The following is a 24,740-nucleotide window of genomic DNA, read 5'->3' on the forward strand; positions in this document are numbered from 1 at the left end:
GATTACGAGTTGATTGATAATCCAAAATTATGTACACATTTTATGCACTGCCCCAATACCGGCTCTTCAGTGCTACGTTGATCTCTACTCCAAAACTTAAGGTCATGTTTTTTAACTTATCCTCTGGTTCGATCCAATAATAAGATCCTTATAGAACCTATAAGACCCAAAGAGATCCCCATAGCCTTCCAGGCCTTGTCATATCTGGAGTAAACGATGGTCGTTAACCGCTGTAGTCAGTAAAACATCCACTATAAAAAGCAAACTAACCACTGTGTTTTGTAGTAAAACCGCTATAGTGAGTGATAGTATCCACTATATTGTGTACCTAGAGCCTCTTATCCACATTCAATGTGAGAGCTGATAATGTCTGAAAATGAGCCTAAAAACATAGAGATAGTTAAAGCATTCTCTGAAACCGATAAGCGAACAGGTGAACTTGTTACTCTGGTTCCTAACAGCAATAACACCGTTCAGCCTGTAGCATTGATGCGGTTGGGCTTATTTGTACCTACGCTGAAGTCCACAGCACGTGGACGTAAAGGTCAGATGAACTCAATGGATGTCACCTCTGAGCTGAAGCAGCTTTCGATCGTGAAGTCTGAGGGATATGAGAACATCAAGATCACCGGCGCCCGGCTTGATATGGATAACGATTTTAAGACCTGGGTTGGGATCATTCATGCCTTTGCTAAGCATAAGGTCCTAGGAGACTCTGTATACCTGCCATTTGTAGAATTCGCTAAGTTGTGTGGGATTCCATCCGCACGCTCTTCTGCGAAGCTCAGAGCGCGTCTGGAGGCCTCACTTGAACGTATAGCCACTAACACCCTCTCGTTTTCGAATAAAGAGGGGGATTACTACGTAACTCACCTTGTTCAGTCAGCAAAATATAGCCCGAAAAAGGACGCTGTCGAGTTGCAGGCGGATCCGAAGATCTTCGAGTTGTATCAGTTTGATAAGAAAGTTCTTCTCCAGCTCAGGGCAATCAACGAACTCTCTCGCAAGGAGTCTGCTCAGGCTCTGTATACGTTCATTGAAAGCCTTCCGACAGATCCTGCTCCCATATCTATGTCTCGCCTGCGTGCCCGCCTAAATCTGACCTCTCGAGCCATCACTCAGAATGCGACAGTACGCAAGGCTATGGAGCAGTTAAAGGCGATTGGGTATCTTGATTACACTGAAGTTAAGCGCGGTAAGGTAGTGTATTTTTGTATCCACTATAGGCGGCCAAAGTTACGCCCTGCGCAAATACCCACGGGCATAGGTGATGATGTTTACGATGTAATGGATGACGAACACATCATTGATGTCCCGGCAGAGAGGGATGCGGAATCAGCTATGCCTCGTGAGATGGTAATGCTGACTAAAGAAGAACTTGAGTTGCTGGAACAGCTTCGCCAGTCAAAGAAATAGTTTTGACCTCTTGCTGCTCATTGCCCTAAAGCTTGCTGCAGTGATGGCAGGCTTTTCATATTTATTGTTGAAAGCCGACTAACCACTGCAGTGAGCAACCTATCCACTGTAATCAGTAAAAGCTTCCATCACGAAATATCCTATCCACTGTGAACTGCATTCTTTACTCACTATAGTGGTTATTCAGATGATCTCCGCTAACCCCCCTAGTACTTACTAACCTGAAACCCCATATAGCATATACGTCAGTGATTACTAACTAATAGATGGATTCTTGTAATTACTCATTATAGTGGTTGGCGCTCTCCACAGCGGTTGTTTCAATTCTAGGTGTTTTCTACTCACCATAGTGGATTTTACTCACTGTAGTGGTTTCCGATGTCTTTACTCACTACAGTGGTTCTTTCTCTCTATCGTGGATAGGCTAACTTGTCGCATTATGTCTGGGTTAAAGCTTTAAACTGTTTTGAGACAGTGTCACTTTTGTGATGAGATAATGAACATCGTCCTCTCACCCCCATGGGACTGCTGAGGAAAATGCAATACCTTCCATTGGCGGCAGGTAAAAAAGGAAGCTGGAAGCAACTGACACTAACAACTCGGGTTGATCAAGCCTTATCAGTAAACCACTTCTCTAGAATTTAACGCGCATGAGGTCACTGAAACGTTTGATCTATGCGGGGATAGCATTTGGCGTTTCATCTCCCATGACTTTTGGATACCCTGTTCCTCGAACCATACGTGCCCTTTTCCGCTGTGATTAATTCCATTGAGAACTGCCATGAGCTGTTCGCTGTTTTCCCAAAGTAGACTTCGTTTATTAAAAATGGGCTTGTTTTGATGAATGCTGAGATATGTCGGCAATACTGATGTTCGCCCTGGGGTTTCTCGGCGGCACGTACGGCATGGCTGCAGATTGCCTCACGTATCAAATCGTATTCTGATACGCGATCATCGAATGACCTGGAGCAAACGATTTGTGTCTGTGCAAACTCTTTCAGCTCCAGACAAGGTTCGCCGTGCAGCTCCCGGGCGGTACGTTCCAGCACAATATTGAAATGTTTGCGTATCAGTTGTGTGGTAGCATCAAGTAACTCTAGGTCATCGTTTTTATTCGAAAAAAAGCGTAAAAGGACAGACCAACGTTGCTTCCATTAGCTGCTATTTTTCATCACAGATCTTAAGAATTTAGGCTTAGTTTCATCACATCTCCTAGCTTGTGCGAAACACAATTATGCCGTCGTATGCATAGCCATTGTGGTACTCGCTTCTTGCTGATAATTGTTATGCTCAACGGTTAATCGGCACATCCAACTTAATGATAAACGACGATTAGATGAATGCTTTTGCTGATTGATAACTAAGCCTATATGGGAAAACTTCTGGGGAAGGAAAACCAGCCTGAACCTTATCCTTAAGGAATAGGATCAAACGCATTAAAGGGTCAGGGGTTGGGTAAAGATATCCATAATGAACACTTACTTAATACTGTTCATTAATGGGTCTTCCCCGATCGTAGTGGCTAAAGGCATTATGATGGCAGTCTTGATTTACTGAGAAGTTTGCCATGGACGAAAATTCCCTCTAAGCCCATATCATTCAACAGTCCGCACCGTGACAGGTACAATCCCTTTCCCTTGATGAAAAATTTGGTTCATTGTCGGCATTGCTGAAAACACACAACTGCCCTTCCAACCTGCGGTAAATCCTACTCCATACATGATCACCGGCGTCGCAAATGGCGTCACCTCAATACCTGTCAGTTCAGCACACTAGTTGAAGCTGATGTCCCCCGCGTTGACTGCCACGAGCACGGTTGCCAGACACTGCCTGTGGCCTGTGCGGGGTCAGGCAGCCGCTACACTTTGCTGTTCGCAGCCTTTGTTCTCTCATGGCTGAAAGTCAGCACCATGATGCGGTAAGAAAACAGCTTAAACTCAGCTCGAATGCCGTGGACGGTATCATGATGCGCGCAGTCAAACGAAGCTTAGTCCGGATAAAACAGCCTTTATCGGCCCGTCATCTCTTCGTTGATGAAGTCGGCTTCAAAAGAGAACGCCAGTACGTCGGCGTTATCTCTGACAGGCAGGGACGTGCTTTGCAACTGGCCGATGATCGTGGTGTAGAGAGTGTTGCCAGTTATCTGCGCAGGCTGTGAGGCAACCAGCTTGATGAGATAAAAACGCTGTCTATGGCCTATATCAGTGCAGCCCTCATCTATCTCCCCAATCTCGTCGATAAAATCGTCTTCGATCACTTACATGTGGCAAAAATGTTGTGCGCCGTGGTTGATAAAACCCGTCAGGCTGAGATGAAACAGATCCCGTCGTCAGACAGGAAAGACACCAACTGCTCACGCTACCTGTGGTTTTACAGCAAACAAAACCGCTCGGGCGCCGGGCCGAGAGGTAAGAAGTTGCTCGGCGGGTGTTACCCCAAACGAGCCTGTGCTGGGTAATGAAAGAGCTTGCCCGTGACCTAAGGCACCGTCGCTATGATGTCCATAGCCGTAGGCTGTGGTAGGAATGGATGATAATGGCGAAGAACATAGGAATACCATTAATGGCCAGAGCTGGCCAGATGGAGGCAAAGCGTCTTTAAGTCATCCTGAATGCGATGAGAAACCGGGTATCAAACGGCAATGCGGAATCTCTAAACAGAAAAATCCGCCTACTCCGGACCAAGTCTCGTGTCTTCAGAAATAAAGAACGGTTCAAGCTGGGTGTGCTGTTTCACTACGGGAAGCTGGGTATGGGCTGGTGATTAGCAATTAAAAACAATAATGAGAGGTTTTAAATGGAAGGAATCAGAATAGATGTCTCAGAAAGTATTACACCAGAACATTTGATGTCAATCGAAGAGGGGCTGAATGAGTTTAACGGCTACATGACCGGTATCAGCGATCGTAAACCTTTATCTGTGGTTATCCGGGGTATAAGCAGTGGGAAGATCCTCGGAGGAATGTTGGACCGTTCATCCTTGGCCTTATTGTTCATAGTTAAGGCAGCTCTGGAGTACCCACCACAACAGGGGAAGACCCTCATTAATACCGTGTAACCATGGGTTCTTCAGCTTGTTAAGGGTTGCACCCAAGAAAGTCTTAGGCAGCTGATCAACGAGGAAACAAATAATTTTGATTTTGTCTCTTACCTGTTCAATCACGTTTGCGGTTTCAATTGAGCGATGCTCACTATGCTTTAGCTAAGTAATAAGTATGAATTAATACATAATAATTAGTCGATATTACTTCACATTTATCTTTTATGAGTTATTATTTAAGAAATACTACTTTTGATATCACGGGTGACAAATGATCACGATTGTTGGATGCAATAAAGGTGGGGCCGCGAAAACAACAACTGCAGTCAATATAGCTGTGGGTTTGGCCTTATGGGGCAAGGATGTGTGTCTGGTCGATGCTGACGTTCAACGCTCTTCGTCAAGGTGGTATGCCGAACGGGAAGCTGCAGGCCTTACCCCCTCCATCACCCTGATTGAGAAAAGAGACAACATATCTCAAACACTCAGAAGCCTTGATGAGAGGTTTGATCACGTTATAGTGGATGTTGCCGGACGAAACAGCCGTGAGCTGATTACAGGCGGAACCGTAGCTCATCAGATCATTGCTCCGCACCAATGCTCTCAGTTGGATCTGGATACGATGGTTGAGCTTCAGCAGCAGTTAGAAAGCATGCGGGATTTAAATCCAGAGCTTAAGGCATATTGCTATCAAAGTATGGCCACTACAAATCCCCTCCTTCAGGGAAACGAACGGCATGAATTTCTGGAGTATGTCCGCGAATTCGAAGGACTGATCCCTTTGAGCGCGACGGCATGTTACCGAAAGGTTTACCGAGATGTGATGTCTGAAGGTAAATCTGTCCTGGAAACATCTAACGAAAAAGCCAAGTCTGAAGTTCTTGCTCTGTTGAATGAGGTATTTTAATGGCTTTAAAAAAACCCCCTTTCACCAATCGCCGCATAGTTACTGAAGCAGAAGCGGATGCTCTGGCGAACAGATTGGCTGACCGTCCCTATGGCGATGAGAAAGTAGTTGTAGAACCTGTACCAGAAATATTGACCAGGACGACCATTTCTCTGCCTCAGAATACCTTGCGTGAAATTGAAGACCTGGCCTTGTATAACAAACGCGTCGGTATTGCGCCGAAAAGTGTGAGCGCTATCATTCGCGATGCTCTGGACGCGTATCTAAAAAAAGTATGATTTCATACTTATGCACCGCTGGGCTTCTTTTTGAAATCCAGCGCCCTCCCCTACTGTATTCAATTAGCACCTGATAATCCGCACTTCATACTTCACAATTATGTTTCCTTCCCTCTTTCCGAACTGGATAATTTCTGAAATAAAACAATCATGTTGCTATATTTTTGATGATAATTATGTGTGGAGCGTAACCTTATAATTCCTTAGCTACCAGTAGATTCAATTTGCTTTATTAAGTATTCCGTAATAATTCACACTGATAACGATCGTTTAGAGTTGATTATTTGAATGCTAAATTCAGTATGTCACCTCATACCTCATACCTCATACCTCATACCTCATACCTAAATTTATCTGGTTCCGTTCTGGTGAGTCCGTGTTGCAATAAACGTCATTTATGCATTGTTTTGTTTGATAGAATTAGACCAAATAATTCATCCTTGCTATTTATTATTTCATAATTATGAATTATGAGTTGTGTTGTTTGGTGATTTTACAGAGAACCTACAAGCAGCAATGAGAAGGGGGTCATCTAGCAATGGCTACATCTGCCCCCTGTATTACTGATTATTTAACATGTAGCATTTATGAAGTATTACTTATGATGATGTGCATCCACAGAAAAGTATTCCCTTGTTGAGATCAAACATATGTCACACATGTGAATTATGAGGATAACCTCAAAAGTAATACTTCATACTTATTTTAAATATGTGTGGAGTGCACTCATGTATCTGAAGAGATAAAAGGTAGCATTTCCTAGCATGAGGCAAGGCATCTGGCTCTAATATGACTCATTGAATCCTTCACAGTCTGTGCTGTGTCGGTTGCGCGCCACCGCATAATTCATACTTGTGAATTCATGATTAGCACTTATGATATCCAGGCTGAGATTCAATGTAGTAAATCTGATGCCAGTTACTAAAGTTAGCGCGTTACCAGGGGGGATGGGAGCAGCAAATTGCAGTGAAATATAATGTCGCACTTATGAAGTGTGATTTAATATTTATTAAACGTTTTGTTTGTCACTAAGCCTCGTGTGAGATTATATGACACATCTCACATCTCACATCTCACATCTCACATCTCACATCTCACATCTCACATCTCATACTTATTATTTCATATTATCTACATCCGCAATTTCACGGGTAAATAGCTGCTCATCAGTCATATCTTTGAAAATAAGAGAAATGTTTGTCAGAAACTGTGACCATGGTTATGCGACAATAGAGTCGCAATCTTGTTCTAAACAACAATTTCCCGGCAGCAGGGCAGGGGGGTGACCCTGACCCAAAATCCTGCTCCATTCAGAAACAGAATTCCGGCATGATAATGACTCCCCTGAACAGAGGATGTGCCGATGAAAAAGTCACGATTCACCGAAGGGCAGATTGTTTTTGCCCTAAACCTGGTGTGGCTGGTCGGTGGTGGTGTGTCGCTGATTGAAGTCGCTGTGCACCGTGCCTGGAAACTGACTCCTAAACGCATTGTAGTAGTCAATGAACCCCAGACGGCGCTGGTTCGCGAACTTGTTTTACTTTAATTCCAAGGAGCGCTATCCGTGACCGACAAACGTAAGAAACTGACCGTCTATTTGCACCCTGAAGACGACAGTCAGGATGCCAGGGCGATGGAGATTATCGAGTCAGTTCCCCTGCGCACCCGTGGTGATTTTTTCCGGGCGGCGATCGTCGGCGGAAGCGCGTTATACCAGCTGGATAAGCGTCTGCCTTACCTGTTGTCCATGTTATTCGATGGTCAGCTGACCGCCGACCAGCTGGTGAGTATTATTCAGCAAACGACGGGATGGCAGCCCACGACGGCCAGCATTCAGGACGTCATTGCCGCCTGCGCTGGCCAGGTGCCTGCCCCCTCAGTGCTCCCGGAACCCACCGGCAGTACGGAAGGGGAAGGGCAGGCCCGAACTAATTTCAAACGCATGCTGAAAAAAGACTGAAGCCCTCCGGCGTGCCGGAAGATTTGTGGAGAGAACCATGTCATTGATGCTGTTATGCAAAGGGATCATCGGGCTGGAGACGCTGACGGGCAGGGCGCGCAAAAGCGCGGCGGAGTGGTGTTTTCTCATCAGTTGCCTGTTTATCGTGCCGCTGCTGATATTTGACGGATTCAGCGTGCCCGTGAAGATACTCCTGCAGCTGTGCTGGGCCATTGTGGTGGTACGCGCGGCGTTTCTGGCCTCTGAAACCTGGAAGAAAAACCGTAAGTAAAACCGATCATCGCTTTCCGCCGGCCTGCGTGCCGGTTTTTTTTAGGGCTACATCAGGCAGGGAGTGTGCGGTTTTCACATCAGCTGCAGACGATATGACGCTTCCTCGTCGCGGCTGTTCGTTCCTCGCGATGCTGCGGTACGCCTCAGCCGAGTCTGCGGCGAGCGTTGCGGGTTTTTACAGGATAGATTTTTTACCGTTTTTCGACATTCTCAAGACGACTGCCTGGTCGTGCTGGACGGCATCAGAACCCGGACGCATGATAAGAGGAGCGTTTAACCCCGCCGGAGACATGAAATGGTCATTAATCCCCGCTTTCCCAAAGAGCTGATTTTCTTCTCGGATGTCAAAGATGCCGTCGCTGACGCAGCGACTCGTATTTTTCTGACAGGTAACGAAATCTGTCACGATACCCTGGTGGAATGCCTGGCCGACCGGCTGGCTTATGCGAAAATTATTGAAGACAACTATACGGCCGGCGTAATGCAGCAGGCGATTGACCTGCTTGAAGAGAATCGTGGGCACCTCTGAACCGCCCGCGACGAACAGAATGTTATCCTCATTCATCGTCTGACCCCAGGGGCCGGCCTGGCCGGTGTCTGTCCTGCTGCCATTCATTTCGGGTACCGCCCCGGTCGTCGCAGACTACCGCCTCATTTCAAACCGCAGCCGGTTATCCACAGATTCACTGAGTAACTTCGGTATTCGCGGGGGGTAAGTCGGTGTACCTTTCTGCGCCGGTCCTGTGCCTGGCGGCTTTTCACCCAAGGATGTCGCGTTGCTCCACATCCATAGCACCTGACGGTGCCGCCCTGATTTGCTCACTTCCGTGCTATCCCCCCACGTCCTTAACGTTAGCGCCAACCCCGTGCCCGCACTGTAGCCGGGCCGCTGCGCCTGCAAGTGTTCACTCCGTCGTCTCCTTGTATGTTTAGGATGACAGTGAGAAGCGTATACACTCATTGTGTTTTACCTGATGTTGCAGCACGTTCGTCGTCCTGGGATATGAGCCCGAGGGTGAGCATCATTGCGCAACGTCATTCTCAGTATTAACCCGAACAATTGCCGGGGCGTGCAAACAGCCCGTATCTGCAAGGCAGGGAGAACTGAACATGAGTGATAAAACCACAATCGGTATAGATGTAGCTAAAAACACTCTGGAAGTATTTATCGATACTACCGGGCAGCTACTGCATCTGGAAAATTCAGCTGCAGGAATACTTGAATTGCAGGCAGCTCTGAGCGGGCTTTCTGTTACGGGAATAATTATGGAAGCAACAAGCCGGTATCACTGTACTGCCGAGTTAATGCTCAGTGCTGCGGGTCTGCCGGTCGCAGTAATTAATCCTCGTCAGATCAAGAACTTTGCCAGAGCTATGGGGAAGGTGGCAAAGAGCGACCCAATTGACGCGAGAATTATTTGCGAATATGGCCGACGCATGACTCCACAATTCAGACCGGCGAAAAGCGAGCAGCAGCAAGACCTGGCCGTACTGTTGACACGTCGGCGTCAGCTGGTTCAGAACCGTGTGATGGAATCTAACCGTTGCAAAGAACGATGCGGCGCTTATGTTGAACAAGGAATTATGCGGCACATTGAATGGCTCGATGTTGAGATTGATGTACTGGATGCCGAAATTAAGCAGCGGCTACGCCAGGATGACGATCTGGCAGCAAAGCGTCTGTTGCTTGATAAGGTAAAAGGTATCGGGCCCATAACGCAGGCCACATTGCTGATACAGCTTCCGGAACTGGGCTGTCTTACGCGTCGACAGATTTCAGCTTTGGTTGGTGTTTGTCCTTATGACAGAGACAGTGGGCAACTCCGAGGGAAAAGGGCGATCTGGGGTGGAAGGTCTGGTCTGCGCGCCACTCTCTTTATGTCCATGCTTTCAGCGGTCCGTTATAACCCTCAAATCAAAGCTTTCTTTAACGGACTGTTAGCAAGGGGAAAACCCAAAAAAGTGGCGCTTACAGCCTGTATAAGGAAGTTTGTTACGATACTTAATGCCATGTTTCGCGATCAAAAAGACTGGGTTTATGAGGGGGCAAGCAGTCTAACCCCTTAGTTTTCACTCTCAGATGTAATGGCATATCAGGGTCTTCCTGAGGGGCTGCTCTGTGCCAATAGCGGCCATCCTGCCTTTCCTTAAAGCTGTGTGATCCATTCATGTCCAGGATACATCGCCTCCAGCCAACATTGTAGGTCGGCTTTTTCCTGAACGTGAAGCTTCGGCAGCGCAGCCTGGAAGTCTGCAGCATCTTTGGGCCGAATGTGTTTTGCCTTAAACAAAAGGACGAGAGCAGGAGCGAGATAAGGAATTCCGGATGGTGTTTCTCGAACGACAGTCGACCTAGGCAAACGGAACGATGGGTCGCGCTTATAAGTCCAGATTTCCGGGGTGCCATGTTCGATCATCATGTCTATTCGCCAACAAGCGTTGGTCGTGTCGGCTCCCCACAATTGGTAGGTCTCTGGTCGAGGCCTCATTTCAGGGGCAAGATAAGCAAACATGCCGTTATGGACCTCGAAAAAATCTAGCTCGGGTAACTGGGAGCGAAAAAGATCGATATCCTCGGAAAGTATGCAAAACTCCAGGTCCTCATGATCGCGGGTCTGGTGGCCCTGCCACAGGTCCAGTGCCCAACCACCGACAACGTACCAAGGCGAACTCTGATAGCGGAAGCGGTGAAAAAGCAGTTCCGGTGTCCAGGCGTCCCACGCATCATCGGGAATATGCTGCATCCTCATTCTCATCTTCTGCTTTTCTATCTACTCGAACGCCGCATTACTCAGTTAGGTATAACGGCCCTTCGCATCGCGGACGACGATAACATTGATGCGTCTGGCTTTACGATATCACATACCGCGTATGTCCGCTTCGTGCCCAGGTTGTGTGAAAACTTTTTTGGCAGATGAAACTGCCAAAAACAGAGCTGAAAATCGCGCTCATACGTAAAATTCGGCTCTACTAACCAGTCGATCAATTCCAGATTTTGCTTAGACTTGCGCACTTCAGTTTTTGGTCAGGGTTTTCACACAGCCTGTGCCAGGTATAGTCATTCGAACCCTGAGAGTTACACTTTTAAGTGATTCAGGGTATGCGCTTACTGGTTACGAATATTGTGCCAGAATCATGTGGTTTGATGATTGCCGCTTTGCTTTCGAGCCAGTAAGTGCTCCACGTTCGCTAACGAATACTCAGGGCATGCAGACAAACTGCTGACTATATTTCTTTCGAAGAGCGTGGAATGCATACCAATCCCCGGTTAAAAGGAGTTGGTTATGACTGCGATAGATCAGTTTGCTGCTCATGTTGGTCTGGACTGGGCGGATAAAAAGCATGATGTTTGCGTTCAGTTTAAAAACGGCGAACGCACATTCCATGTGATTGAACATACAGCAGAAGCGCTTGATGCCTGGCTCAACGCGTTGCACAAACAGGTGAAAGGCAAAATAGCTATCGCCCTTGAGCTGAAGAAGGGCCCCGTGGTGTATGCTCTTCAGAAATATCCGTTTATCACTGTTTTCCCTGTCCACGCTTTGTCCCTGGCTCGTTACCGGCAAGCCTTCTCGCCCAGCGGCGCTAAAGATGACCCGCAGGATGCCGAGCTGGCATTAGAGTTAATGCTGCGTTATCCCCAAAAGATAAAAGCCATTGAACCCGACAATGCGGATATCCGGTTACTCCAGCAATTGGTTGAGCAGCGTCGTCAGTTGGTTGAAGATAAACGCCGCTTTGTGAACCGGATAATCAACACGCTTAAACAGTATTACCCTCAGCCCCTGGAGTGGTTCTCACATAGGGGTAGCTTACTGTTGTGTGAACTGATTATGCGGTGGCCCAGTCTGCAACAACTGAAACGCGCCAGGCGCGACACGATCCGCAACTTTCTGAATGCCAAAGGTAGCCGCGCAATAGCCCTTACCGAGCAACGTGTTGCGAGTATTGATAACGCGATCCCATTGACGACAGACCCGAGTGTTATAGAGGCTAATGCTTTGATGGCAACAGCACTGGCGACACAAATTAAAGTCGTGAGTGAAATCATCAAAACCTATGACGAACGAATCGAAACGCTGTTTGACACATTGCCAGATGCGGGGCTGTTCAAATCACTTCCGGGCATGGGGCCGTGTATGGGCCCACGTATGCTTGCTGCACTTGGTGATAACCGAGACCGGTTTAACAGCGCTGAAGAAATTCAAAACTACGCAGGTATTGCACCGGTGACAGAACGAAGTGGCCAGAAATCCTGGGTTCACTGGCGATGGCAATGTGCGAAGTTCGTCAGGCAGACCTTTGTTGAATGGGCTGCCAAGACGGTTAACTCATCATACTGGGCCAAATTGTATTATCAGGGGCAGCGAGAAAAGGGAAAATCTCATCAATCCGCGATCCGGGCTCTGGCATTCAAATGGCTAAGGATCATTTACCGCTGCTGGAAGACCAGAACCCGCTATGACGAAGCGAAATATTTGCTGGCACTGGAAGAGCGAAAATCGCCCTTACTGATGCCGTAAAAAACTTGTCGAATGTCTCAGGGCGTGAAGCGGACATTATCTACGTTCAGCGCCTCACTCTTGGGACAGGCCATCCCGGTTTGCATTCAGCTACACTTGTTACTGTTTTTCGTCCGGAACAGAAAGCATTCCACTACAGCAGGCTGGTATGCTTGGTCTAAGACATTTAAATCAACAAGATGCATGGTCCACTAATGATGAAAGTGATTCTTGTTCGACACGCAGAAACAGAGTGGAATGTGAGAGGAGTTATTCAGGGGCAGAGCGATAGTACGTTGACCCACCGGGGGAAGCGCCAAACATCAGCCTTACTGGCAGCGTTTGCCGCAAGTGATTACCGAGTTGAATGTGTTTACGCTTCTCCGCTTGGCCGTACCTGGCAAATGGGACAGAGCCTGGCTGAGTGCTTTCGTTGCTCATTGATGGCTGAACCTGCCCTTAAAGAACAGGCATTTGGTCAGTTTGAAGGCATGTCAACGGCACAGCTCCTGCAACACTATCCGAACGATGTAAATGCGTTATTCAGACTTGATGCAGAGTATTGTCCACCAGAGGGGGAGTCACTATCACTGGCAACTCAACGGATAATAAGTTTCTTACAAAACCTGCAAGGCACCACAGAACATAAGTGCATATGTATCGTCTCGCATGGGCATGTCAGTCAGGGAGTGCTGGCAATACTTAAAGAAGGGACTATCGATAACTTTTCCCGGTACGCTCACCCCAATGCGAGTTACTCTGTTTTCGATTTTTTTGATGAAAAATGTATAGCACTGAGATGGGGAATTGCCACACACCTACTTCAACTTGAACGGTAGATTCCTTTTAAGGCCAGTGGTCATTTGAGTTCGGCGATCTTACCGTAAACACGATCTCTGCTTCTTGCTCTCAGCAGACCTTCAGCTCTAAGGCCTTGTCTGCTGTGTGCCCAGGTTGTGTGAAAACTTTTTTGGCCGATGAAACTGCCAAAAACAGAGCTGAAAATCGCGCTCATACTTAAAATTAGGCTCTACTAACCAGTCGATCAATTCCAGATTTTTCGTAGACGTGCGCACTTCAGTTTTTGGTCAGGGTTTTCACACAGCCTGTGCCAAAGGCGGACGTTAATATCACAACAGAAAGTTAGCGGTTGAGTACTTGTCACTGCACTTAAAAGTTTCAATTCCATTTATGAAGAAAATATCATACTTTTATCAATCACCTGGCACCGTCCAGTCGCTTAGCTACGGCACCGCCCATCGCTATGCTATTGATTAACAACCACGAGGTTGATCATGCAGCATCCCGTTAGATTTGGTCGTATAGCAGCCGTAATACCCGTAAAAAACATCAAAATTTCCAGTGACTTCTACATCAATGGACTGAGTTTCAATGATGTTTTTGCAAATGGAGACCCTGTGGGCTTCATGATATTAAAGCGTGAAGACGCTGAGCTACATTTGACTCTGCAGCCACAGCACAAAGCGCCTTCCTTTCCTGTCGCACACCTTCTTGTAGATGACGCAAATGCATTTTATATCCAATGTCAGAATATCGGTGCCAAAATTATCAAAGGCATACAAGATAAAGATTACGGCATGCGGGCATTTGTTTTCGCTGATCCTGATGGAAATCGAATAGACGTTGGACAGATTCTGAGGAAGTAATTAAGAGTAGTCTTTGCGCAAATCGGTCGCCGACAAATGGCGACCGAACTGACAGGGAAAGATGTCGCTTACTCTCCGCTGATTAAGACACGGTAATGCTATTAATACCTGTAGTGATTCATTACTTCCGCTGTTCGCTCATAGCAGTCTGTCCGCACCTTCGGGCGGCTTTGTTACATGAGCGGAAGTTGAAGGACTTATGGTAAAACGGTTGTATTAGGGAGGGTGAGCCTGACAGATTGCTATTCAACACGTATCACATCAGGATGACGCTCTGTTGCTGCTTCATGGAAAATATCGCCCAGACAGCCAATGATCTCATCTTCTGCCATACTGTCCGGAATAGTAATATTGTAAAGTCGGGAAAGTTTTCGCTCTGTCAGGTCTGCGCGAAATATCAGCAGCGATCATCTTCGCGCTTGATCCCAATGTGTCGTCCCAATACGTTGTAAATCAACATTATTGTTTGTGCCATTCGGCATGGGTCAGTGTAAACAGCATGCTGGCTGGAGCATTTTCCACATCATGAATGTCACGTACATACCTTAGTCCGGCATTCGTTAGGACTTTCTGTGACGCCAGGTGATTTGCTCTTACTGTGGCAGATATATCAGGCAGTTTGAGCTCATTAAACCCATAGCTGACCGCATAGTTAGCAAACTCTGTCGCCAGGCCTTTTCCCCATGACTCAGTGGAGAAACGATATCCCAAGTTATTGATAGAAATATCGGCATAACTGCGGATGTTTAGCCCGCCAAAACCGATAATCCTTTCAGGATTATCTTTTAACGAGATAGCCCAGTTTCCGAAACCGTAATCTTCCCAGTGTTTAAGCCATCGAGCCAAGACATCACGAGCATAATCAATATCAGGATACGGTCCTGCAGGATTAAACGTATTTGTGGCAGGGTCGCCATAAATTCTGAAAAGGTCATCTCCGTCTGAGTTGATTACAGGGCGAAGATGCAGTCGAGAGGTAGTTATCGGCAAAATGTCTCCTGAGTTTTTGATTCATTCAATGAGTTATCTTGCTGTTTTTATAACCAAAATACTTCAGATTCACAACAGGGATGTTATGTTTAAAATGATGAAAATATTTAGTAGTCCTCAGTAAACGTCTGCTGTTCGCTCGTAGCTGCCCTACGTCCTTGGAAGGGGCAGTTTTGTGCCATCAGCGGACGCTCCACCGTTAACGTATGTTTTTAGCCAAGAGTGGGCTACCGGCATGCGGCAGATTTTCCGGGCACTTCTGGCGGGCGATATTTTCGCAGACAATCAATGGAAAAAATTTTAATGTGAGGTGCGAGGCAGATGATGGGGCTCATATTGATATCATTCGTTAATAAAGAGATACACTCGATCAGTGGGTTGGGATGACTGAAAATCTACTGCACCGGAGAGCTTTGGTATGTTGACTGATCTCAGTAACGATGAAAGTAAAAGACGTGCGGCGATTGACCTGTTGAAAAATCCTGATAAAGGCAGGGACGAAGCGTTAAAAAAATACACGCAACTTGTCTGCCAGTTGCTGAAAATGCCGATGGGCTTTGTGTCGATTCTCGATGATGAAAAGCAATACCATAATTCTGCTCAGAGTATCGTAGTCGCGGAAACCAACTTGGGCGAAGAATTTTGCGTGCAGACCTTGAAACAGGGTGAAACTATCATTTGTGATGATACGCATCAGCACCCAATATTTTGTCGCTATCAGGCTGTCAGGGAGGCTCCATTCATTCGTTTTTATGCGGGGTGCCCTCTTAAAACACGTGATGGGGTTGCTGTGGGTACCTTGTGTATCTTAGATATTCAGCCAAGGATACTTTCAGATGAGCAGATTGGTATTTTTGAAACCCTGGCCGAGCTGATATCGGATTTCTTAGCCTCCTGGCACGCACTCGGCTACATCGATGTTGTCACCCTTTTACCAAATCGACAGCGACTTCTGAAGGACATCGAGATTTTGGCGGTGGGCGCCTTCAGGGTCATCATCATTGACTGCATTGATATGCCACTTGCCTACGAGATGGCCCGTTCATTGGGGATGCATGTCGTAGAAAATCTACTCCGTGACATGGCTACAGAACTGCATGCCCGGTTGCCGTTTGCTGGGAAACTCTATGCCGTGGCGGTCGGACGCTTTGCCTTTTTCACTCCTGCGCAGATGGCTCTTTCATTAGATGATATCACCCTAAGTCTTCAGGGAACCCAAGCCAGAATCAACCGGGAAGTTGCGCTAGATTTGGATATCCACATAGGTGACTCGGGACTTTGTGATAACAACCTGACGCCAAATGAAATTCTGCGCCGCGCAGTCAGCGCATTGCATGAGTCGATAAGTCATGGGCAACGGTTTAGTACCTATGATGGCGCACTGGATATGCGCAAGAAGAGTGATTTCAGCCTTCTGACCGAACTCAGACAAACGCTGAAGAAAAACCAAGGGTTATATTTGGTCTATCAACCGAAAATCTCACTGGTGACGGGGCGCGTAACGGGTGCTGAAGCACTGCTAAGATGGCAGCATCCTAAAAACGGCGAAGTGCTGCCGGGGAAGTTTATTCCTTTGGTCGAAAAGACCAGCCTGATGCGTGAACTCACCGCGTGGGTAATCGATCACACCATCGCACAGCTGAGTGCCTGGCGGGATCGGGGACTTTCTCTGCCCGTTTCAGTTAATCTTGCCGCCAGTGATTTTTCTCGACCAGATTTCGCTGAGGAGCTTGAACAGAAATTGCGGGACGCACGTTTAGATCCATCCCTACTGGGGGTGGAATGTCTGGAGACAGAGAAGATGCTTGAGAGTCCAACGGCTCTTAACGGACTGGCCATGCTCAAATTACGCGGATTTAAAATATCTCTGGACGATTTTGGATCTGGATACAGCAACATTAATTACCTGCGTCAAATTCCAATGGACATAATCAAGCTCGACCGCTCTATTGTGAGTGAGATTGCCCGTGACAAACCCAGCCTTATTATTGCGCGCAACGTTGTCATGCTTCTCAAGCAACTTGATTATGTCGTCCTGGCCGAAGGCGTCGAGGACGCCCAAACAGTTGAAATTTTAAGAGGATTGGGGTGCGATGAGGTTCAGGGGTATTTTTATGCCAAGCCGATGGTATCGGTTGCCTTTGAAGCGTGGTATCGGGCCAGAAACGAAGCGCTGGAAAAGAAGCCATGAAGCGGTCTAATTATCAGGATAACTATGTAAGCTCACCAACTGTTCCTTTTTGAGGAACACTGCATTGCTAACCTAGCGCTTACCGGTCTCTACGAAATTGTTTGGCATTTTAACTGTAATTACTTGCCGCATTTTGTACCACGCCTGCATACGCATGAGTGAGATAGGCCATCAATTGGAACCTCAGTTTAGTAATCACAAGTTAAGACTTTATAATTATTAAAACTTTTCAAATTTGCTTGGATTGGAATAGATGTCAAGGTCCGCTTTTCGCTCATAGCCGCCCTTGCTCGTAGCAGTGGGCAGCTTTGTGCCATGAGCGTACACCATCACCCGCCATATTGCGGGTGCATTTTTCCGGCGGTTCACCCTCAGCCGTTCGTAGCTGAGCTACTTTTTGCTAACAAGATAAGCAGCAATGGCCGTTAATCCACCTATAAGGGGCATAGGCCCAGCGCCTGCCAGGAAGTTATCGCGATCTATCTGGTTATCTCGGCGAATATCAGCAAAGCGTGCAAGCGCGTTTTTTTCATTCGTGGCACTGACCTCTTCAAACTGTTTTTCGTAGCCTTGTTCAATCAGTTGAGAAGCTTTGCCCACGTCCGAGCTTTCCAGTACAACAATTTGCTTACCCTTTTGAAAAAAAAAGTAATTCAGCATTTCGTGCTCCATGTAGAAAAGGTGATATTTAAAAGAATATGTCCAGTTTGAGGGGATCCTGAAAACATTTTCAAGTTTATTTTTTAATCCGGTAAGAACTTCGATTTCTTATTAGCAATCCTTTGGCCTTGTGAGGGGCATATCCGTTTTTCACTCATAGCCCCATAGTTGCAGCCGTGGGCAGCTTTGTGCCAGAGCGGACGTTGCTAACATCATTCCTTATTAATTAACGGGGAGCAGGTCACTGGCTATTGAATCTTCTTCTGATACGAAAATTTTCCTCAAGTTCTCTAACTCTTTTGCCGATAACTGTAACTTCAATGAAAAAACAAGTTTGTTCCGGCTTCTCTAAAGCATCAAACACGTTTTCATTACCAGTTTTGCTTACAAAGTAGACGGAGCTTACATGTAAGGGGGGATAAATATGGAATGCGTAATGCTGTATGTTTTATCCCCATTCTTGAAGTAACTTAAGACCAAACTTATTTAGGAAAAAATGAACAAGAAATTAGTTTCTCTATCCTTGTTGTTCGCTGCCGCTACTGCCTCCTTTCCGGCTTTCGCAATCACAGGCTCAATTACGAAAACCAGCGCAGCACCAACGATCGGTATTCTTTCGAATGGAACCGGTCCTGTTGGACTAACGAACTTTTTTATTAACTCATCCGATTTCCCTTCCGGTACTGCAAGTAAAACAAAAACTCTCACTCTCGTAAGGTACAACATTGCTGCGTACCCATCAGCATCCTCGGACCTTGTTCAGTTATGTTATTACTTGCCTTTTCAGGCTTCGCCAGCAAAATGCGTGACCGTAAATAGTGGTGCATCTTCAACAACGCCAGCATTTAATAGCTATGAATTGAAATCGGGTGTAGAGCTTCAAGTTCGGCATACTATTACGGGATCTGCAGGTACGCAGGCTCAGCCATCTCGTCAGGAAAGTGTCACTGTGGAATACAGTTATTAATTAAAAAGTAATTGTCAATTCTGAAAAACCAGGCTGGAGGGGAACTTAAAATGAATATTAATACATCAACAAGCACATATAAAAAGTTGCAAAATAACTCGGATGTTACCGTAAAATCGACTAACCTCCAGCCTTCTCAGACAAACCTCGTAAAGGATACAAGCTTACCGTCTTCAGGACAGTCGACTATCAGTGGCCAGGGATTAATGATGTCTCGGTTGTTTGGTAATGCCGATGCTAATCCAACAATCCAGACGACACTGACAAAAGACACCATGGCCATGCAATCTGTCAACTTTCTGACTAAAGATGACCGTAATATGTTGTCGGATCTATACGCTCAGGCGCAACAAGAAGGGACAGATCTTAGTTATGTAGATGATCTCGCGAATGATCTGGGTACTTATCGCATGTTCAATCACGTAATGGCTAATGCGAATAATGGTGGTACTTATGATAATACGGGCCACCTGCAGACATTTAGTTTTTCAGCGGATGATACTGCCACTGCGACCAGAATATTGAACAGTGGAAATATATCCAGCTCAGTCTTAGATCCAGGTTTTGTAAAATATGAACTTGACCCTGGTTATTCTTTTGCGCACCGTACAAATTTCGCTTATCTCGAATCGGTAATTAATAACACTGGAAGTAATGAAATATCTACTGAGCAGGGCCAGACGTCTAAATTCTCCACTTACGTAAGTCAAGGAAAGAATAATTTCGTCGTTAATACTGCCAGTGAAGTTACTCTGCATACTGAAGAGCCTGACGTCGTCAATGTGGATGGTGTGTTCTCAGTTACTGAAACAGGGATGAAGCACGGTTTTCAGTTAGTAGGTGGTAAAGTAGTGCAAAAGAATGCTGTATCGATGCCTGATATTCAGTCTCAGAGTGTTCCCTCATTACTTGATAATTTTACGAGTAATGAAAAAATAGAAAAAAGTGGTCATGACAGGCCAGCGACATTATTTGATTATCATTTTTCGAAAGATGAAGATAAAAAATTCAAAAATATTGATGCCTGATGAATTTCCCTGATCAGCAGTCTCAACATGTAATTTGTTTGTTAGGAATAACACGCTCTTACCCGGCAGGCACTACGTTGCATACCATATTAAATAATGTCTCGTTATCAGTCCCCGCCGGGCAAAGTTGCGCAATTGTTGGAACCTCCGGGTCTGGGAAAAGCACGCTTCTAAATATTATTGGGCTTTTGGATAAGCCCACCTCCGGTCAGGTATTTCTTGCCGGGGAGGATATGTCATTAGTTTCCGAAGATGCACGGGCCAAGGTACGAAACCAGATTATTGGCTTCGTTTTTCAGGGGTTCAACCTACTACCGCGCCTGAACGCCCTGGATAACGTCGCTTTGCCACTGCTATACAGAGGTTTCTCCCGAACCATTGCACGACAAAAAGCACAATTACAGCTTGAGCGGGTGGGGTTATCTGAACGACTTTATCATCGCCCTGCTGATTTATCGGGCGGTCAGCGGCAGCGAGTGGCGATTGCCCGCGCTTTGGTTGGCGAGCCGGAATTGTTACTGGCCGATGAACCGACAGGAAATCTTGACCACGATACAGCAGAGGATATTGTTGCATTGCTCTTATCGTTGAACGATAAGTTCGGCACAACGCTGCTCATTGTGACACATGACGAGAAGATAGCCGATCGTATGGAGCGCTGTATCAGGGTGCGTGATGGCCGTGTTGCTGAGGACCGGTATGCGCCTCGATAGTTCAGGCGTAACAGTTCTTCGTGAATTGCACGAAAACTACGGTCCTTCCTGGACCTATCTTTTCATCGAACCGCTCGAAAATTTGCGCCTTTTAGGTCGCCGGGCCGTGCTGGCTTTGCTAGGTATTGCCGTGGGATGTATGGCGGTGGTCGCTTTGCTGAATATCGGTCATAACGCCAGAGTTCAGGCTATGAGCGTTTTTAAGGGAATGGGCAGCGACTTACTGGTGTGTAGCATTCAACCCCCTCAGGGAAATTATACTAATCCTCCCCCTGCAGTCACCATACTGAACGCAACGCTATTGCACCAAACCCTGCCAAACATTGTGTCAGCGGCACCGATTATTTCCATGAATATGGATGTTCGTCTGAAAGCGCACACGTTAAATATTTCTGTTGTTGGTACCAACGCTGAGTTAGCCAGAGTACTGGATCTGGATCTCAGTATGGGCCGCTTTGTGAGCAGATATGATGCGCACAATACCTATGCGGTTTTAGGGGCAAAAGTACAAAGCGAATGGAGAAGTGCTGGCATCAGTGCAAATGTGGGAGATTGGGTTCAGATAGGTGACTATCTTTTTGAAATAATAGGAGTTTTGAAGAGTAAAGGTTCTACACCCCTAGTACCTGTCTCTCCGAACGAGGCGATTTTTCTCCCGGTTGAAAGTATGCAGCGCATTGTCCCTAATCCACAGATCTCCGCAGTGGTCGCGCGCCACCCTGACAGCCGCACGCTGGATAGCGGGGCTCTACATCTTCAGCAATGGCTGAGTACACAATTTCCCGGATTTGACGTTAACGTACAAATACCCCATCAACTTATTGATGGAATGGCTCAGCAGTCACGTATGTTCTCCTGGCTGCTTTCAGGGCTTGGTGGGATCTCATTACTGGTTGGCGGTATAGGCGTAATGAATGTGATGGTGATGAACATATCTGAACGACGCCGTGAGATAGGCGTCCGCATGGCACTCGGTGCTCGCCCCAAAGACATTGCCCGGCTTTTTTTACTCGAGGCCGTTGTCCTGGCGACGGCAGGGGCATTTGCTGGGGCAACATTGGGTCTGACAGCGTCATGGATATTCGTCCATTATTCGGGTTGGCAGAGCTTTACTCTGTCCGCGATCTCTCTTCCATTAGGCATTGGAAGTGCTATCGTTACAGGCCTTTTCTTCGGATTATCGCCTGCGATAAATGCGTCGCGGATGTCACCCATAAAGGCTCTGCGCGATGAGTAAGTGTCGATTATTAACTTTAATCGTGCTTGTCATACCCATTGCATCATATGCATGGAGCGAGGACAGAATACTTCCCTCTCATGCTTCAAGGCTAAGTCAGCCGACTTCTGGCATAAACGCGATTTCCCTGAATGCTCAGACCATTGATCTTACGTTGAGTGATGCTATCTCTCTGGGTCTGCGTGATAATCGCTCAATTCGCAGCGTTTATCTTGACAGGATATCTCAAAAGTTTGACCTGCGCGTTGCGCAAGACCGGTTTACACCAAAGCTCGTGCTAAGTGCGAGTTATTTGTCTGACAGAAATCAGGATGACCGTTATCGGCAGGGTAATATTTCGCCTTCCACAACCTTACTCACTCCCTATGGCACCCGATTCAGCCTAGGGTGGACCGGCAGCCAGACGATAGCCAAAAATGCGGGCTTTTCCGGTAATGACGGGGCGAACATCACCGTTATTCAGCCACTGCTTCGCGGGGCTGGAAAAGATATCACTACCGCCCCCGTTCGGCTTGCCCAACTTAATGAGCAGATAAATCACCTCTCGTTAAAGCTCACCGTCATGCAGACGGTGACAAAAATCATTATGTCCTACCGTGAATTGCTCCAGGCCCAGGAACAGGTAAAAATTGCGCAGGAATCACTGGAGCGCTCCCGGCAATTAGCTGACGTCAATCGGGCGATGATTTCCGCCGGCCGCATGGCAGAATTTGAGATTGTACAAACGCAAGCCGATACCGCATCCCAGGAACTGGCATTGGAAGATGCCCGTAACCAGCAGGATACTGCAAGGCTTAGGCTTTTACAGCTTCTGGCACTGAATCTTGATACCCCGATATTTGCCAGTGAGCCTTTACAAATCAGGCGCATCGACATTAACGCAAGGCAAGCTCTGATTGAGGCTGAGAATTCACAACCAGAATGGCTGGCACAACTAATTGCGGGGAAACAAGCAGGAATTAACCTTGCCATAGCAAACAACAACAGGCTGTGGGACATCTCACTCGTCGGTGGGGCTAACCAGATCCGCGCCCGAAGCGAACAGAATATCTCATCCCGCACCTGGGACAACTATGTTGGCGTACAGGTAGAAATACCTGTAGGAGATATGAGTGCACATCAGGAAGAGGTTCAGGCGCAAGTTAATGTGCGTAAGCAGGCAGTCCAGTTGCAAGACGCCCGGCAGCAACTGGAGCTTGACGTCACTAACGCGGTCAGAGATATCGGCACTCGTTGGCGTCAATACGAGATTGCTATGCGCATCAGCGATCTCTCAAGACGGAAATTGGAAATTGAGCGCGAGAAACTCACGGCAGGGCGCTCCAGCAACTTCCAGGTGCTGAGCTTTGAGAATGACCTGCGTAATGCGGACAATGCCAGGCTCAACGCGCTTATTAACTATTTAAATGCACAAGCTCAGCTGGATCAAATTCTAGGTACTACCCTGCAAAGTTGGGATATCTCGCTCAATGACTAAGAAACGCTGGCAAATGGTCTTAGACCGACTTCGGACGCGCACTTCAATCATAATCATACTGCTGTTCGTCGTTACCGTGGCTATATGTCTGTCTGTGGTGCAATACGCTGAAAAACCCGCGCATGAACAATTAGTTGACTGGGTACGTGTCCAGCAACAGGAAATTGAGCAGCAATTGGGTCTCGTTGGCCGTATACAAGCTGCCAGGCAGCAAACGCTTTCAGCGCCTTTCGAAGGTGTCATTCATGAGGTTAGGGTCAGGGAAGGTGAGTCAATTAAAACAGGGCAAATACTAGTTCAGCTTGATCCCGAAATGATCGGGATTCAACTGCGCCAGGCTCAGGCTGAACTGATAAAAGCTCAGAGGGAAGTTCACCAGCTGGATATCTGGAGCAGCAGCCCTGAAGTTTCCCGTGCCCGTAGATCTGAGCAATCGGCTCGTACCACCTTAATCACAACTCAGGCAAATTTACGCGAAACACGGGCCTTATTCACAAGAGGGATCGTTGCACGTATGGAGGTCGATGCGCTTGTTCAGCAGGAACTCACACAGCAACAGGATTTGCTCAGCGCACAGGATGACTTGCGCGATGTTAAGGAACGGGGTCAGGGAGAGGAGCGTAAAATCGCAGAAATGGGGCTACTCAACGCTCAGGTACGTTATCAGACGCTGAAAGCCCAAAGTGAAAAACAGACTATCAAAGCACCTTTTCCCGGTATTGCGGTACGACCTGACACAACAGACGGCAGTAAGGCTATTTTTGCTCAACCGGGGCTTCAGGTAAGCCAAGGGACGCCATTGCTGGCGGTTATCGGGCTTGATCGCCTTCAGGTTTTGACTCAAGTCAGCGAGTCAGACCTTTACCAGTTGCGTGTGGGAATGCCTGTGAAAATTACAGGCGATGGGTTTACTGGCTGCGTTCTCGAAGGACATATTGCAGCGATTTCCGTACAAAGTAACGCTTCAGATTCATACGGAGGAGGAGCCCGTTATGATGTTGTAGCGGCCATTGATACCCTTCCATCAGATTCAGCACAGCAGATCCGTTTGGGGATGAGCGCGAGAGTCGTAGTCATCCTTTACAGAAATGAAAAAGCTATAGTTGTGCCTCCTCAGGCGATTCACGGAGAGGGGGACATAGCCTGGGTATGGTATCGAAAGACTCTAGATACTGAGACAATTAAGCAACACGTTAAGATAGGAAATACAGTTTCACAGGGGGTTGAGATACTTGGAATACAGGCGGGTTATGTGATGATTCCGTGACTGCGGCCGTCTCAAAGAAAGTAATCAATACCCCCCTCGTTTATGTTGCCCACCTGAAGGCAAAAGCTCAGTTGTATAACTTCATTTTTTTAAGCCACCCCAACTGGTTTTGACCCCATATACCCATTACCTAGTGTTTTCCGCCGGCGCGGTGATAGCCTATACAAC

General features: G+C 47.0%; 23 protein-coding genes and 3 pseudogenes. 19 read left to right on the forward strand and 7 right to left on the reverse strand.

Annotation, left to right across the window (positions count from 1 at the left end):
- Positions 1-366 precede the first annotated feature (366 nt).
- A complete protein-coding gene (locus ABIC79_RS24270; RefSeq protein WP_241917300.1) occupies positions 367-1,416 on the forward strand; it encodes a RepB family plasmid replication initiator protein in 1,050 nt (349 codons plus the stop codon).
- A gap of 634 nt (positions 1,417-2,050) precedes the next feature.
- Here ABIC79_RS24270 and ABIC79_RS24275 read toward each other — a convergent pair.
- Both ABIC79_RS24275 and ABIC79_RS24280 read right to left on the reverse strand, forming a co-directional pair.
- Positions 2,051-2,516, reverse strand: a pseudogene (locus tag ABIC79_RS24275) (DUF4113 domain-containing protein); the annotation flags it as partial.
- Positions 2,513-2,581 carry a DUF6500 family protein gene (locus ABIC79_RS24280; RefSeq protein WP_353050908.1) on the reverse strand — a complete coding sequence of 23 codons (69 nt, stop codon included), beginning with the start codon at positions 2,579-2,581 and terminating at the stop codon, positions 2,513-2,515. The pseudogene ABIC79_RS24275 and the gene ABIC79_RS24280, both read right to left, overlap by 4 nt.
- A gap of 429 nt (positions 2,582-3,010) precedes the next feature.
- Between ABIC79_RS24280 and ABIC79_RS24285 the strand changes: the two are divergent.
- The 7 genes and pseudogenes from ABIC79_RS24285 (at position 3,011) to ABIC79_RS24315 (ending at position 7,871) form a co-directional block, all read left to right on the forward strand.
- A pseudogene (locus ABIC79_RS24285) lies at positions 3,011-4,179 on the forward strand (ISL3 family transposase).
- A gap of 33 nt (positions 4,180-4,212) precedes the next feature.
- On the forward strand, positions 4,213-4,473 hold the full coding sequence (locus ABIC79_RS24290; protein WP_241917301.1) for a hypothetical protein: 261 nt from the start codon (positions 4,213-4,215) through the stop codon (positions 4,471-4,473).
- A gap of 253 nt (positions 4,474-4,726) precedes the next feature.
- Complete coding sequence (locus ABIC79_RS24295; protein WP_037035481.1) at positions 4,727-5,362, forward strand: AAA family ATPase; 636 nt, start codon at positions 4,727-4,729, stop codon at positions 5,360-5,362.
- Positions 5,362-5,640 (forward strand): ribbon-helix-helix domain-containing protein, encoded by a 279-nt coding sequence (locus tag ABIC79_RS24300; protein ID WP_121019193.1) that lies wholly within the window; start codon positions 5,362-5,364, stop codon positions 5,638-5,640. The genes ABIC79_RS24295 and ABIC79_RS24300 overlap by 1 nt, the downstream gene beginning before the upstream one ends.
- Before the next feature lie 1,363 nt (positions 5,641-7,003).
- Entirely contained in the window at positions 7,004-7,186 is a 183-nt protein-coding gene (locus tag ABIC79_RS24305) for a plasmid segregation protein ParM domain-containing protein (RefSeq protein WP_241917302.1), read from the forward strand.
- Between the two features lie 18 nt (positions 7,187-7,204).
- Positions 7,205-7,600 (forward strand): plasmid partitioning/stability family protein, encoded by a 396-nt coding sequence (locus ABIC79_RS24310; protein WP_241917303.1) that lies wholly within the window; start codon positions 7,205-7,207, stop codon positions 7,598-7,600.
- A gap of 37 nt (positions 7,601-7,637) precedes the next feature.
- Positions 7,638-7,871, forward strand: coding sequence for a hypothetical protein (locus tag ABIC79_RS24315; protein ID WP_241917304.1), 234 nt, complete (start codon positions 7,638-7,640; stop codon positions 7,869-7,871).
- A gap of 177 nt (positions 7,872-8,048) precedes the next feature.
- Here the strand turns inward: ABIC79_RS24315 and ABIC79_RS24320 are convergent, their stop codons facing one another.
- Complete coding sequence (locus ABIC79_RS24320; protein ID WP_354568747.1) at positions 8,049-8,438, reverse strand: hypothetical protein; 390 nt, start codon at positions 8,436-8,438, stop codon at positions 8,049-8,051.
- A gap of 545 nt (positions 8,439-8,983) precedes the next feature.
- Here ABIC79_RS24320 and ABIC79_RS24325 point away from each other — a divergent pair.
- On the forward strand, positions 8,984-9,940 hold the full coding sequence (locus ABIC79_RS24325; RefSeq protein WP_241917306.1) for an IS110 family transposase: 957 nt from the start codon (positions 8,984-8,986) through the stop codon (positions 9,938-9,940).
- A gap of 80 nt (positions 9,941-10,020) precedes the next feature.
- Here the strand turns inward: ABIC79_RS24325 and ABIC79_RS24330 are convergent, their stop codons facing one another.
- Positions 10,021-10,617 (reverse strand): nucleotidyltransferase domain-containing protein, encoded by a 597-nt coding sequence (locus tag ABIC79_RS24330; protein ID WP_241917307.1) that lies wholly within the window; start codon positions 10,615-10,617, stop codon positions 10,021-10,023.
- A 540-nt stretch (positions 10,618-11,157) separates the two neighbouring features.
- On the opposite strand from ABIC79_RS24330, the gene ABIC79_RS24335 reads away from it, so the two are divergent.
- From ABIC79_RS24335 to ABIC79_RS24345, 3 genes are all read left to right on the forward strand, one after another.
- Entirely contained in the window at positions 11,158-12,396 is a 1,239-nt protein-coding gene (locus ABIC79_RS24335) for an IS110 family RNA-guided transposase (RefSeq protein WP_241917308.1), read from the forward strand.
- A 194-nt stretch (positions 12,397-12,590) separates the two neighbouring features.
- A complete protein-coding gene (locus ABIC79_RS24340; RefSeq protein ID WP_241917309.1) occupies positions 12,591-13,214 on the forward strand; it encodes a histidine phosphatase family protein in 624 nt (207 codons plus the stop codon).
- 456 nt (positions 13,215-13,670) lie between these two features.
- Positions 13,671-14,042 carry a VOC family protein gene (locus ABIC79_RS24345; protein WP_241917310.1) on the forward strand — a complete coding sequence of 124 codons (372 nt, stop codon included), beginning with the start codon at positions 13,671-13,673 and terminating at the stop codon, positions 14,040-14,042.
- Positions 14,043-14,284: 242 nt separating this feature from the next.
- Here ABIC79_RS24345 and ABIC79_RS24350 read toward each other — a convergent pair.
- Both ABIC79_RS24350 and ABIC79_RS24355 read right to left on the reverse strand, forming a co-directional pair.
- Positions 14,285-14,502 (reverse strand): annotated as a pseudogene (locus tag ABIC79_RS24350) (DUF7661 family protein).
- Complete coding sequence (locus tag ABIC79_RS24355; protein WP_047609663.1) at positions 14,502-15,032, reverse strand: GNAT family N-acetyltransferase; 531 nt, start codon at positions 15,030-15,032, stop codon at positions 14,502-14,504. The pseudogene ABIC79_RS24350 and the gene ABIC79_RS24355 overlap by 1 nt, the downstream one beginning before the upstream one ends.
- A gap of 418 nt (positions 15,033-15,450) precedes the next feature.
- On the opposite strand from ABIC79_RS24355, the gene ABIC79_RS24360 reads away from it, so the two are divergent.
- Positions 15,451-17,223 carry a sensor domain-containing phosphodiesterase gene (locus tag ABIC79_RS24360; RefSeq protein WP_119261680.1) on the forward strand — a complete coding sequence of 591 codons (1,773 nt, stop codon included), beginning with the start codon at positions 15,451-15,453 and terminating at the stop codon, positions 17,221-17,223.
- A 390-nt stretch (positions 17,224-17,613) separates the two neighbouring features.
- Here ABIC79_RS24360 and ABIC79_RS24365 read toward each other — a convergent pair whose 3' ends face one another.
- Positions 17,614-17,883, reverse strand: a complete 270-nt coding sequence (locus tag ABIC79_RS24365) for a hypothetical protein (RefSeq protein ID WP_112198284.1) — start codon at positions 17,881-17,883, stop codon at positions 17,614-17,616.
- 496 nt (positions 17,884-18,379) lie between these two features.
- Here ABIC79_RS24365 and ABIC79_RS24370 point away from each other — a divergent pair, with 496 nt between their 5' ends.
- Genes ABIC79_RS24370 through ABIC79_RS24395 form a run of 6 tightly spaced genes read left to right on the forward strand, consistent with a single transcriptional unit; the run spans position 18,380 to position 24,572 of the window.
- Positions 18,380-18,850 (forward strand): hypothetical protein, encoded by a 471-nt coding sequence (locus ABIC79_RS24370; RefSeq protein ID WP_354568752.1) that lies wholly within the window; start codon positions 18,380-18,382, stop codon positions 18,848-18,850.
- A 50-nt stretch (positions 18,851-18,900) separates the two neighbouring features.
- Complete coding sequence (locus tag ABIC79_RS24375) at positions 18,901-19,878, forward strand: hypothetical protein (protein ID WP_241917311.1); 978 nt, start codon at positions 18,901-18,903, stop codon at positions 19,876-19,878.
- Complete coding sequence (locus tag ABIC79_RS24380; protein ID WP_241917312.1) at positions 19,878-20,591, forward strand: ABC transporter ATP-binding protein; 714 nt, start codon at positions 19,878-19,880, stop codon at positions 20,589-20,591. The genes ABIC79_RS24375 and ABIC79_RS24380 overlap by 1 nt, the downstream gene beginning before the upstream one ends.
- Entirely contained in the window at positions 20,578-21,828 is a 1,251-nt protein-coding gene (locus tag ABIC79_RS24385) for an ABC transporter permease (RefSeq protein WP_420878720.1), read from the forward strand. The genes ABIC79_RS24380 and ABIC79_RS24385 overlap by 14 nt, the downstream gene beginning before the upstream one ends.
- Complete coding sequence (locus ABIC79_RS24390) at positions 21,821-23,305, forward strand: TolC family protein (protein WP_241917314.1); 1,485 nt, start codon at positions 21,821-21,823, stop codon at positions 23,303-23,305. Before ABIC79_RS24385 ends, ABIC79_RS24390 begins: the two co-directional genes overlap by 8 nt.
- Positions 23,298-24,572 carry an efflux RND transporter periplasmic adaptor subunit gene (locus ABIC79_RS24395; protein ID WP_354568755.1) on the forward strand — a complete coding sequence of 425 codons (1,275 nt, stop codon included), beginning with the start codon at positions 23,298-23,300 and terminating at the stop codon, positions 24,570-24,572. Before ABIC79_RS24390 ends, ABIC79_RS24395 begins: the two co-directional genes overlap by 8 nt.
- The last annotated feature ends 168 nt before the right edge of the window (positions 24,573-24,740 follow it).

Source organism: Rahnella sp. 2050, assembly GCF_040544515.1.
GTDB lineage: Bacteria > Pseudomonadota > Gammaproteobacteria > Enterobacterales > Enterobacteriaceae > Rahnella > Rahnella aceris.